Below are 11,860 nucleotides of genomic sequence, written 5' to 3' on the forward strand. Positions count from 1 at the left end.
GCCCTGTTCATAAGGTCAGTCACCGGCTCACCCGACTCGATGCGGCTCAATTGGGTCTGGGTGATGCCCATCCATCCGGCCACCGTCTCCTGCGACAGGGTAACGGTGTGATGAGGGTGGTTGCGGTAGGCCGCGATCACCCGCCCCATGTGCCACTCATCGAGGGCGTCTCTAAGCTGATCGGAGGCGTTCCAGAATCCGGACGGCACTTCCGGCGCAGCCGTACCCTGCTCTCTCGCTCGGCGTTGGCAGGGCCCGCACGATCCCCGGTCGTTGTCCCGGGCAAGACGCGTGCCGCATCGGCAGTAGCGAGCATCGTCTACCTGGTTGCTCATCGCAGCGGCGTCCCTTCGTGACCTCCCAGGCCCGGATCGTGCTTGCGCAGTCTATCCAGCACCACGGGCCGCTCATACCTGCGACGCATGGAGCCCATGCGAGCCACGTCTAGTGATCGCGAGTCCTTGATTTCACACTTGTGCCCAGGCCCCGGGGCCGGGTCGAGGAAGGCCGTTCGTCAGATGGCGGCGGTGGGCTCCTCGGCCTCGGGCGCCGCTCCAGACAGGACCTCAGCTGAGGGAGAAGGCGAGCAGTGGAACGGATGAGCGGAGGCTGGTCGGGTGTCCCGAGGCTGTCGGGTGATCTTCCTCTGAGAATTCTGCGATTGCAGAGCGATGTTGCCGTCACCGCGATGGAGGACTTGGAAAGCAAGCTCATCGACTACAAGAGCCATCTCCCTACCGAGCCCCTTGAATACGCCGCACTGCTGGAACGAGCCGAGAACGTCACGGAGGAGGCCCGATGGATCAAGGAGCAAATAGTCAAGATTACGGGCGGAGGGGAACGGAACTCGGAGAGGTGATCGCCCAGCGCATCCGGCCCTACGCCGTCCTGAACGGCTACGGTGTGCAGGTCGCCACTTTCGCCACCTGGAACGAAGCGCACGTCTGGGCGCACGAGAAACTACAGGACTCCGAAGTTGTTCTCCCCTTGGAGGTGGAGGACCGGGTGCAGCGAATCACGCGGCGCATCACACGAGAGACGTGTGAACTCATCGCGTGGACGATCTTCACGAAGATCTGTGGCTGCGAGCCGATGAACGGGGATGCCGACGTATCTCCGCGCGCCCTCGACAGGAATCAGATCTACAGAAATCACTCTGTGTAGTTTCCTCCTGAATCTGGGAGTTGATCGAACGTGGACGAGATGGACGGCAGTCTGACCCTCGACCGGGCCACGCCCGCGACGATCGTCGCCGAGTCTTCGACAAGAAGACGCATCGAACGATATTTCCTAGATGTCAACAATGCATTTCCGTCGGTGCGCGAAGTGGCGACCATCGTCATCACTCACATGCTGCCCGACCGATCCTTCTTCCTGGACGCGGTGGCGCGCGGGAACGACCTTATATCGATTCTCCCCAAGCCGAAGTCTTGTAACCCGGAGACGCGAGCCGCCGTCAGCAGTCGGTACCACTGCGATGACCTGGACCGTGACCGTTTCGCCCATCCGGCGAAAGTTCTTGCGTACCTCGAAGAGCAGGCTGCGGGCCGAGACCTAGCCTTGCTAGATATCGGCGGTTACTTCGCGCCCGCACTGACCTCTCTGTGCCGACAGTTCAGCGGACGAATCATGGGAGTCGTCGAGGACACGGAGAACGGGTACCGCAGGTATCTTTCGTGCGGGAAACCGCCCTGCCCAGTTTTTTCGGTAGCTCGCAGTCCGTTGAAACAGCCGGAGGACTACCTTGTGGGTCAGTCCATCGTATTCTCTACCGAATCGCTTCTCCGGGAACACGGGGACATCCTGCACGGCCGCGAGACCTGCGTCATCGGCTACGGAAAGATCGGCCGCAGCGTGGCGAATACTCTCCGAGCCAAATCGGTCCGCACCACCGTGTACGAGACGGACCCGGTGCGCGCGGTCGAAGCCATGTCACACGGCTTCGCTGTGAAATGGTCAAAATCCGAGGCGTTGGGCCGCGCCGATGTCGTTGTGTGCGCCACCGGCAACCGGGCCCTGGAAGGTGAAGACTTCACCTATCTGCGACCCGGATCCTACGTGGCGTCCGTGACGTCGTCAGACGACGAACTGAACCTCGCCTCGCTCCGAGGAACCTACCGCGCCGACCGGCTCGGCCCACACCTCAGCCGCATGACCTCGTGGAACCATCATTTCTATCTGCTCAACGATGGAAATGCGGTCAACTTCGTCCACGGCGCCGCGGTCGGCCCGTTCATCTTCCTCGTCCAAGGCGAGATCCTCGCGGCCCTCACGCTGCTGTCATCGGGACAGGTCATGGAGCCGGGCCTACACGAGGTCGGCAACCGGGAGCGTGAAATCATTGCCCGGTCCTGGCTGCGATGCTTCAACGAGGAGTGAATGCCCGTGCCCGTTACGAATGACGACATCGCCAAGATGATCAGTGTGCATCTCGATGCGCACCCGGAGGATGCCGAGTCCCTGGTCACTCTGCTGGAAGCGGCCCGCGGAGGCGATGCGCCATTGGCGTCTAGGACAACCACGCCTGGTCACGTGACCTGCGGAGTAGTCGCAGTCACATCTGATCGCCAAGTCCTCCAGATCCGCCACCGCAGCCTGAACCGATGGCTCCTGCCCGGTGGGCACATCGAGCCGGATGACGCCTCGCTTCTGGACGCGGCCCTACGGGAGCTGGTCGAAGAGACGGGGATTCCTCGCGACTGGGTCAGTCCTGTCCTCGATCGGCCCGTGGACGTGGACGCACACGTGATCCCGCCGAACCCCGCGAAGCGGGAGCCGGAGCACATCCACTACGATCTTCGCTTCTTGCTGTCCATCGATCCGCCAGCCGGCAACGCCAATGTGGCGCTGCAACTGGAGGAGGTCACTGACTACCGCTGGGCCCCGTTGACCGAACTGCCCGGCCATCTGGGCGAACGTACCCGAGTTACGCTCCTCGCCCGACCATGAGTTGATCATTCAGGGCTGACGTCTCCAGGGCCACGGAGATCAAAAAGCGACCGTGACATCCTCTGATCTAGGAAGCATGATCGCTGTCGCCAAACATCAATACGGTTTCAATCGGGTATGATTGGCGGTAGCGTCATCAACCATTCCCGAGAACCGCGAGGATCAGCCACCCACCGACCATGATCGACCGGTTGCACTGGCGGTAGCACACACCGGTGCAACCTGACGGAAGCTCACCGGGACTCCCCCAATCAGGCCCTCTGACCAGGTCAAACGCGAAAGCTGCAGGTCGGAGGATCGCCCCGATCGGGTTCGATTCCCGTCGCCCGCTCCACTCTGGGTGGGTTGTGTCCGCGCGGGGGGCGGACCTTGTCTCCGCCATGTCTGCCGGGAGGGCCGAGCCCGGCGAAGAGCTGCTCTGCGCCCATCGGCGTCTCGTGGACGAACATGGCGAGGACCTGCGGGAACACCACCCGAGGGCGGAATGTCGGTGGTGGTCGCTACAGTGAGCGCGGCCACGGCGTCGATCTCGGATCGTGTCCGCTGGCCGGTGTTCGCCGCCGTACGGGAGGTCGACGGGATGAACGTGGCGAAGGCGGTCCGGTGGGTGATCCCGGGTGATCCAGAGACGGTGCGTGACCGGGTGATGGTGCCGGCGCGGTCGCTGTGGCGCCGGGCCTGGACCCGGCGCGGCATCGACATCACCTCGTCCATGACGACGAGGTCGTGTCTCGTCGTCGCACCACACCCCGACGACGAGACGCTGGGCTGCGCGGTGGCCATCATGCGTAAGCGGGCCGCAGGCACCCCGGTCACGGTGGTGATTGTCAGCGACGGCTCCCGCGCGGAGCCGGTGACGCTCCCGCCAGCGGAGTTGATCGAGGTGCGCAAGGCGGAGACCCGCCGGGCCTGCGCCTTGCTGGACATCGACGAGTCCGACGTGCGCTTCCTCGGTTTCCCCGACGCCGAGCTCTCCGACCGGATCGACGCCATCGCTGCGCGGCTCACCGAGCTCATCGAGGTCCTCGCGCCCGAGCAGATCCTGGCGCCGACCTCGTGCGAGGGGCACCCGGACCACGACGCGACCAACGAGGCGGTGCGCCGAGCGGTCGCCACCACCGGTTATCGCGGCCAGGTGCTCGAATACACCGTCTGGTTCTGGACGCACTGGCCCTGGACCTTGGGCTACGGGACGGCGGGCTGGTCGGCTGAGCGTCTGTTCGTCCAGCCGGTCCGCCGGTTGCGGGAACGCCGTCCGCTGCTCGTGGACGCCCGCGGCTTCCGGGCGCGGCAGCGCAGGGCCCTCGCGGAGCACGCCACCCAGATGGGGGAGGACGACGCGGCGTCCGGCGCCGCCACCCCGGTGACCGGTTCCCTGCTCGCGACCCTGGGGAGTCGGTACGAGGTCTACGTCGCCGCGGGGGCGCTGCGGCACCTCGACTTCGAGCGGCCGTGGCGGGCCGGCCACCAGGCACGGGGCAGCCGGTAGTCAGCCTGCGGGCGCCACCTCAGGGCCGGGCGGCGGGCCAGCGCCGGTGGCGGCGCCGTTCCCGGGACAGGTCGAGGTATAAACCGTCGGCCGCGTGGCTCGGCCGGGGTGTTGCTGCCGGTTCCGGGTGCCGAAGTGCGCGATGCCGCGCCGGTATGCCTCGACCTTGCGACGGGCGATGGCCGAGGGCTCGATCTCGACCACGCCGAGGCGACCCCGGGCCCCGAACGCGCTCGCCCGCGCGGGGTCGAGCAGGAACGGCGCCAGCGCATCCGCCAGCGCCACCGGATCGCCGGCCGGTACCGAGGATCCGGCCTCCCACCGCTCGACGAAGGGCGCGACTCCGGCCCGGGTCGTGGTCACCACCGGCCGGCCGGCCGCCATCGCCTCGACGGCCGCGATCGAGAAGCTCTCGAAGCGGCTCGGCACGGCGACGACGCGGGCCCGCCGGTAGACGTCGCGGATCTGAGAACCGGACAGGTGCCCGGTGAACTTGACGTCCAGCTCAAGCTGGCGGGCCCGGTGGGCCAGCCACTCGCCCGAGGGCACCCCGTTGATCTCGCCCGCCGAGCGTCCCGCGAGCACCAGCCGGTGCGCCACCCCCGCGCCACGAAGGCGGGCCGACGCGTCGAGCAGCACATCCACGCCCTTGTAGGCCTCGAGTCGGCCCACGACGGCGACTGTCGGCGTGGTGCCGGCGACGTCGGGTATGTCGAGCCACGGCTCGGCGTCGAACGGATTGGGAATCACCTCCACCTCACGGTCACCCAACCAGCCTTGCTCCCGCAGCGTGTCGACGAGCAGCTGCGACGGTGAGGTGACCACGGCGGCCCGGCCCGCCGACGTCCGGTCCAGCCGGTCGGCGACCAGGCCCTTCAACCCGACCGGCTGGCCGGAAAGCCTGACCGTGAGCATGGTCGGGCAGTGGAGGTGGATGGCGAGCGGCGTGGAGCGACGCATGGCCTGGATCAGACCGCGGGTTTCCCCGTCCTGGGTCTCGATCACGTCTGGTCTGAGCCCGAGTTGACGCATCCACAAGCTGTAGGACAGCGGGAGGCTGGCCCGCAGCGTCAGCGAGTCACGCGGGTACAGGGGTCCCCGGAGCTGGGCGCCGAGCTTTCCCAGCCCGCGGCTGACCGGCACCCGCAGTAACGGGCGCCGGTGGACGTGCACCCCGTCCTTCACCGAGTCGACGACCTGACGCCCCTGGGCGCACAGCACGTGGACGTCGTGGCCGAGTTTCGCGAGTGCCGTGGCCAGCGCCGCGGTGTAGGTGCCCGCGCCGTCCCAGACGACGGGCGGGTACTGCTCGCAGAAGAAGAGAATGCACAGCGCCTGGACAGATCCCAATGACTCCGCCACGTGTCCCCGATTCCACCGTGCCGTAACGGGAGAGTAAGACTAATAGCGTAAATACGCTACTCTACGGGGGGAGTGACGTCTTTATGGTTCCGCGGTCCCGAGGGAGAATCGAGGTAAACTTAAGGTAACGAATTGGTGCGGGTACCCCGGCCGGTGCCCGGAGCGGCGGTCGTACGGGCGGTCGTACACGGTTGCGATTGTCGCCCGAGCAGGATCCGACAGTCATGTAAGGGTTGAGTATCGTGCGGTCTGACAGGCCTTCTGATCACGTGACGTGATGCAAATTCACGGGAAAAACAGGATGTAATGGTCGATTCGATCCGAATATGTCACCATTAGTGGTCCCAGGCGGTTGTCGGGTGACGACTCGGAAGGTTGATCATGGCGGGGCCGGCGGTGTCGGCGGTGTCGGCGGGCCGGGAGATCACCACGTTGGCGCCGGGAGTTCCGGTCGCCTTCCCGGGCGCCGTACCACCGGTACCCGCCGAGTCCGGCCTCCTGTCCGCGTTAGTTGTAGATCATCGGGTCTTCGGCGTGGAGACTCGGTTACCGAGGTTGTCCTCGTCGGCTCGGCCGGCCGTTTCTCGGAGATTTCTGAACCGTGGGCTGCCTGCCTGTGAAGATGCGCCGGGCCGAGGTTCCGAAATCGTTCGTGCCAAACGTGAGCGCCACCCCGGCCGTGCGAATCTCGGGTGGGACGGGTCCGTCGCCGGGCCCGGTTGTGAACGAGCGGTGCCGCCTGGTCTGCGGCAGGACCGGCGAGCAGGATGTGCCGGCGGTGCCGTTCGCCAGCAGGAACCCGATCCCCGGTTCCGGGGTTTTATGCTCCACCGCGTTCAGTCGGGCACTGGTCGGTCGGGCACTGGTCAGTCGGACAACGGTGTGCCGGAACGGGCGCCGGTGCGGTGAGTAGCGGCATCCGAGCGGGGGACATCCGGGTCGAGTGGTTTGTCCGGGCCGTCCGTCAGGTTCCACGACGGTGACTCGGCGGCCCCACGGCGGGACCGAGTGCCAGCAGACCCTTGATGCGTTGACGAAAGCGGATTCACATGCAGATTCGCCGGCATGTCGCGGGCGCCGGGGCGGGGGTAACGTTGCCCTTTCCCTTCGGGGAATCGACCCGGCCACCGCTCGGTGGACCCGCGTCCGGGGCGCGGGAACCAGTAGCGTCCTGGCCGGCACAGTACCGGAGCCGTCGAGATCGGCGAGGGAGGGCATAGATGTGTCATCTGTTCGCGATGAGTAGCGGGCCGACGAGGGTGCAGGCGACTTTCTGGCTGTTGGATGCGCCGGACAGTCCCCGGGCGGCGACGCTGCGGACCCCGGAGGGGGCCGGTCTCGGCGGATTCGACGCCGATGGCACCGCGTGGGTAGTCAAACAGGCCATCCGGAACCGGGCCGACACGGCATTCGCCCAGGAGCCGCAGCACGTCACTTCCTCGACGTTCGTCGCGCATGTCCGGCACGCCTCCACCGGCCGGGCCTGCGAGGGCAACACCCATCCGTTCGTTCGAAACGGGAGGATCTTCGCGCACAACGGCGTGATCGAGGGGCTGGACAAGCTGGACGCCGAGCTCGGCACGGCCGGTCTCCCGGTCCTCGGTGACACCGACTCGGAGCGGTTCTTCGCCCTCGTCACCCGCGAGATCGACGCCTGTGACGGGGACGTCGGCGAGGGGATCGCGTCCGCCGCTCGTTGGGCCGCCGAGAATCTGCCGCTGTACTCCATCAACATGATTCTCATCACGGATCGGGATCTCTGGGCTCTGCGGTATCCGGACACCAATGGCCTGTACGTCCTTCGGCGTGGCCCGGGTGGGCGCAACGAACGCCATCTTGATCACGCGAGTCCGTTCAGCGAGATCCGGGTCCGCTCTCTCGACCTGCTCACCAAGCCCGCGGTCGTGGTCGAGAGCGAGCGAATGGACGAGGACCCTCGGTGGCGGTTGATGGAGAGCGGGGAGCTGCTGCATGTGGCTGCCGATCTGACCGTGACCTCTCGGATCGTGTTGGACGGGCCGCCGGTTCACCAGCTGTCCCTCGACGAGCTGCGGCCGCAGGCCGCCGTGTCGCAGACCACCGCGGTGCCTGACCTGCCCCTGTCCGCGTGATCATTCCGGTCCCTGAATCCCCTGATCCGCCCATCCACTGATCTACCGATCCACAGATTCAACGAACCGGCCGACATGCCGGGCGTGTGTACGGGGTAGCAGACGTGATGGGGTAATGGCACGAACAGTGGCAGTTCCCTGCGCGGAAGGGGCTCGTCGTGGTAGCAGAGGTCGGCAGGATCGGGTTGTGGGCAGCCGAGCGGCAGTGGCCGAAGGATGTCCCGGCCCGGGCGGAGATCGCCGCCGAGGTGGAGGCCCTCGGCGTCCCGGCGGTATGGATCGGCGCGGCCAGTGGCGATCTCGAACTCGCGGCCGCGATCCTGGACAACACGGATCGGCTGGTGGTCGGTACCAGCATCCTCAACGTCTGGACCGAACCGGCGGACGTCGTTGCCGATCATTACGCCATGCTGGCGAAGGCGCACCCCGACCGGATCCTGCTCGGGCTCGGTGCCGGCCACAAGGAGCCGGTGGAGAAGACGACCGGCCGTCGCTACGAGCGTCCCGTCGACGTCCTCGTCGACTATCTCGACACCCTCGACGAGCTGGGCGTCCCGTGGGCCGACCGGGCGCTGGCCGCTCTCGGTCCCCGCATGCTGGGGATCGCCGCGCAGCGCACTGCGGGTGCCCTGCCCTACCTCACCACCCCCGAGCACACCCGGCGCGCCCGGGAGCTGCTCGGCCCGGACGCACTACTCGCGCCCGAGCAGATGGTCATCCTCGACACCGATCCGGCTCAGGCCCGGGCGGTCGCGCACGACACCCTTGCGTTCTACCTGAAGCTGCCGAACTATGTGAACAACCTGCGCCGTCTCGGCTTCACCGAGGACGATCTGACGGGTGCCGGCTCGCAGCGCCTCGTCGATGCCGTGGTGGCCTGGGGCGATGTGGACTCCGTGCTGGCCAGGGTCGCCGAGCACCATGAGGCCGGTGCCGATCACGTGGCCATCCAGGTGCTCACCTCCACTCCCACCCGGCTCCCGCGCGAGCAGTGGGCCCGGCTGGCGCCGGTCATCGTCGGGTAACCTGGCTGATCCGGCGGCGAGCCGAGCGGGTGCCACCCCGGCCGGTAGCCGGTCCATCGCCGGTGGTCTGCCCTGGGTGATCGGTTAGCACACTGAACGTTGCCTCGGCAAGCCGCGGGTCTGGACCGACAGTGAGCGTGACGTCGCTGTGTATTTGGGCGTGGTGCTGGAAAATCTGCTGCGGGTTCACGGCCTGTTGACTGTCGGCAGGATGACACTCCGCCGGCCGATAGCGGCTGGCTCGATGGTGGGTGCTCCGGGACGATGATGCCAACCGGGGGAGGCGTGGCCGGTCGGTGCAACTGCCGACCTGCCTACCTGCCGTCGGTGGGTCCTGTCGTCGGTGGGTCCTGTCGTCGGTGGGCCCTACCGAGCGGGCAGCAGCCCGGGTCCGGTCCGTCATCCCGACATAGTGATGTTCCACGGAAAGGAGGGGAATGATCGAGGCGCAAGGGCTCACCAAGCGGTACGGACGTACGGTCGCCGTCAACGACCTGTCCTTCACGGTGCAGCCCGGCAAGGTGACCGGCTTCCTGGGGCCGAATGGTGCGGGAAAGTCCACTACAATGCGGATGATCCTGGGGCTCGATAATCCGAGCGCAGGCCAGGTCCGTATCGACGGCAAGCGATATGCCGAGCTGAAGGAACCACTCCGCCAGGTCGGAGCGCTGCTGGAAGCGAAATGGGTGCATCCCAACCGCTCCGCCCGCTCGCACCTGCGGTGGATGGCCGCGGCGAACCGAATTCCCGGGAAGCGGGTCGACGAGGTCTTGGAGATCGTTGGGCTCACCCCGGTCGCCGGCAAGCGGGCGGGTGGCTTCTCGCTCGGGATGGCACAGCGTCTCGGGATCGCGACGGCCCTGCTGGGTGACCCGCAGGTCCTTCTCTTCGACGAGCCCGTGAACGGGCTGGACCCGGAGGGAATCCTCTGGATTCGTCAGTTCATGCATCGACTTGCGGACGAGGGGCGGACGATCTTCGTTTCCAGTCATCTGCTGTCCGAGATGGCGCTGACCGCCCAGGAGCTCGTCGTCATCGGTCGCGGGCGGCTGATCGCCCAGACCAGTACCCATGCGTTCATCGACATGGCGTCCGAGTCGGCAGTCCGGGTCCGCGGGCCGGAGATGGAGCGGCTGCGTGGCGTGCTGACCGGTCAGGGCCTCGCGGTTCGGGACGCCGCCGCCGACGACGGTGGTCCGGCGGCGTTCCTCGTGTCGAACAGCAGCACCGAGCAGGTCGGCGAGCTGGCCGGTCGGATCGGGCTCGTCCTGCACGAGCTGGCGGCGCAGCGCGGCTCGTTGGAGCAGGCGTTCATCCAGCTGACCGGCGGCGAGGTGGAGTACCACGCCGGGACGCCGGGGCCGGGCGCCAGCCGGTCGGCGACAGGTGCTCCGCCGGGGCCCGTGCCGGCGGGAACTGCTGCCGGTCCGCTGGCCGGGACACCTCGCCAGCCGGTCGACGGTGGTGTGGGTGCCGGTGGTGTGGGTGCCGGGGGCGGTCCGTCGGCCTCGGCCGAGGCGGCACGAGGGGGGACTGGACGATGACCCTGCTCACCGTCGAGCGGATCAAGCTGTTCTCGACCCGCTCACCGTGGTGGTGCATGATCCTGGCGACCGCGCTCACCGTAGGGCTGACCTCGATCTTCGCGGCGGCGACCAACGGTGACGACCTCGCCAGCCTCACCCCGAACGTCACCCAGTTTGCCTACAACTTCGGCCTCGTGGTGATGATGGTGATGGCCACGTTGGCGGTCACCACCGAATACCGCTTCAGCACGATCCGGTCCACGTTCCTCGCGGTGCCCACCCGGACGCCGGCACTGCTCGCGAAGGCTGCCGTCGTCTCCCTGCTCGCGGGGATCGTCGGCGAGATCACCGCCATCGCCTCCTGGGGCGTCGCCAAGCTGATCAAGCCGGATGCCCCCCTGGCTCTGGACACGGCGCAGGAGTACCGTAACGTTTTCGGTGTCGGTCTGGTCTACTTGTTCGCGGCGATTTTCGCGCTGGCTCTGGGGCTGATCATCCGGCAGTCGGCGGGCGCGATCGTGATTACGCTTGTCTACCTGTTCCTCGGAGAGAGCCTGCTGCCGGCGATCCCCCGGATCGGTGACCAGATCCAGCACTGGCTGCCGTTCACCACCGGTGACAATTTCATCGTCGCCGGGCAGGTGGAGCGTTCCAACGGCCCGCCCGTGGTCGAGGGGATGCCGTTCGGCCCCTGGGGCTCCCTCGCTTACTTTGCCGCGATCTGCCTCGGCCTGTTCGCCATCGGGCTCGTCTTGGCCAAGCGTCGGGACGCCTGAGCCCACCCGAGGTGCGATCTCCATCGGCATGAGCTCTGAAGCCGTGGTTATCTGAGTATCTGTGATCATCAGAGTACCTGAACGCACCGGCGGGTTGCCTTCAGGCCTGGAGCCGCGGTCCACCGGTCGCCCCGACGTGGGCGACCGGTGGACCGCAGGTCAGGCGCCAGGGCCCCACAGGTCCCGACCGGCGCGGGCCCGCTCCTGGGCCTTCATGCGAGCCTCGTGGACGTGGCGCATCCCACCGGTGAGCCGCAGCCGGACCTGTTCGTCCACGGCGACGAAGGGGCGGTAGTAGATGTCGTCGTACTCCTCGGTGATCTGGAAGGTCCACCGCCCGTCGAGGACGTTGCGTCCGTGCAGCTCCCGGCGTACATAGGCGGCCATCTTGGCGTGTCCGGCGTCCTCCAGACCGCTAATCGCCTCCGCGAGGATCAGATCGGCCCGCCCGGAGAGTTGATGGAACTCGTAGAGCGCCCCGCGGGCCCGTTCAACCCACTCCAGCGCCTCGCTGAGCTTGCCGACCGCGTCAGCGGTCGTGTCGTCGAGGTCGGGCTGCGTGCGGTCGTCCTCTCGGCGGCCCCCGGCCGGACGATTCCCGCTCATCCGGTCGGTTCGACCA

11 protein-coding genes are annotated in these 11,860 nt (G+C 67.1%); 9 read left to right on the plus strand and 2 right to left on the minus strand.

Annotated elements, in window-relative coordinates; genetic code table 11:
* Nucleotides 1–589 precede the first annotated feature (589 nt).
* The 5 genes from AC08OV_RS17070 to AC08OV_RS17090 all read left to right on the plus strand — a co-directional run bounded on the left by AC08OV_RS17070 (nucleotide 590) and on the right by AC08OV_RS17090 (nucleotide 4,438).
* Nucleotides 590–859 carry a hypothetical protein gene (locus AC08OV_RS17070; RefSeq protein ID WP_476615399.1) on the plus strand — a complete coding sequence of 90 codons (270 nt, stop codon included), beginning with the start codon at nucleotides 590–592 and terminating at the stop codon, nucleotides 857–859.
* Nucleotides 856–1,164 (plus strand): hypothetical protein, encoded by a 309-nt coding sequence (locus tag AC08OV_RS17075; protein ID WP_476615400.1) that lies wholly within the window; start codon nucleotides 856–858, stop codon nucleotides 1,162–1,164. Before AC08OV_RS17070 ends, AC08OV_RS17075 begins: the two co-directional genes overlap by 4 nt.
* Before the next feature lie 39 nt (nucleotides 1,165–1,203).
* Complete coding sequence (locus AC08OV_RS17080; protein WP_476615401.1) at nucleotides 1,204–2,379, plus strand: adenosylhomocysteinase; 1,176 nt, start codon at nucleotides 1,204–1,206, stop codon at nucleotides 2,377–2,379.
* Nucleotides 2,380–2,949, plus strand: a complete 570-nt coding sequence (locus tag AC08OV_RS17085; protein ID WP_476615402.1) for an NUDIX hydrolase — start codon at nucleotides 2,380–2,382, stop codon at nucleotides 2,947–2,949.
* Between the two features lie 505 nt (nucleotides 2,950–3,454).
* Nucleotides 3,455–4,438 carry a PIG-L deacetylase family protein gene (locus AC08OV_RS17090; protein WP_476619933.1) on the plus strand — a complete coding sequence of 328 codons (984 nt, stop codon included), beginning with the start codon at nucleotides 3,455–3,457 and terminating at the stop codon, nucleotides 4,436–4,438.
* Here AC08OV_RS17090 and AC08OV_RS17095 read toward each other — a convergent pair whose 3' ends face one another.
* A complete protein-coding gene (locus AC08OV_RS17095; RefSeq protein ID WP_476615404.1) occupies nucleotides 4,439–5,800 on the minus strand; it encodes a glycosyltransferase family 4 protein in 1,362 nt (453 codons plus the stop codon).
* Between the two features lie 1,220 nt (nucleotides 5,801–7,020).
* Here AC08OV_RS17095 and AC08OV_RS17100 point away from each other — a divergent pair.
* From AC08OV_RS17100 to AC08OV_RS17115, 4 genes are all read left to right on the plus strand, one after another.
* The gene (locus AC08OV_RS17100; protein ID WP_476593584.1) at nucleotides 7,021–7,911 is read left to right on the plus strand and encodes a class II glutamine amidotransferase; all 891 of its coding nucleotides are present in this window, start codon (nucleotides 7,021–7,023) and stop codon (nucleotides 7,909–7,911) included.
* A 158-nt stretch (nucleotides 7,912–8,069) separates the two neighbouring features.
* A complete protein-coding gene (locus tag AC08OV_RS17105) occupies nucleotides 8,070–8,936 on the plus strand; it encodes an LLM class F420-dependent oxidoreductase (protein WP_476614518.1) in 867 nt (288 codons plus the stop codon).
* Between the two features lie 437 nt (nucleotides 8,937–9,373).
* Complete coding sequence (locus tag AC08OV_RS17110; RefSeq protein WP_476614517.1) at nucleotides 9,374–10,480, plus strand: ABC transporter ATP-binding protein; 1,107 nt, start codon at nucleotides 9,374–9,376, stop codon at nucleotides 10,478–10,480.
* Entirely contained in the window at nucleotides 10,477–11,238 is a 762-nt protein-coding gene (locus AC08OV_RS17115; RefSeq protein ID WP_476614516.1) for an ABC transporter permease, read from the plus strand. Before AC08OV_RS17110 ends, AC08OV_RS17115 begins: the two co-directional genes overlap by 4 nt.
* Nucleotides 11,239–11,397: 159 nt before the next feature.
* On the opposite strand, the gene AC08OV_RS17120 is transcribed toward AC08OV_RS17115, so the two are convergent.
* The gene (locus tag AC08OV_RS17120; protein WP_476614515.1) at nucleotides 11,398–11,844 is read right to left on the minus strand and encodes a hypothetical protein; all 447 of its coding nucleotides are present in this window, start codon (nucleotides 11,842–11,844) and stop codon (nucleotides 11,398–11,400) included.
* Nucleotides 11,845–11,860: the final 16 nt, after the last annotated feature.

Source organism: Frankia sp. CeTa3Moorea (assembly GCF_978021225.1).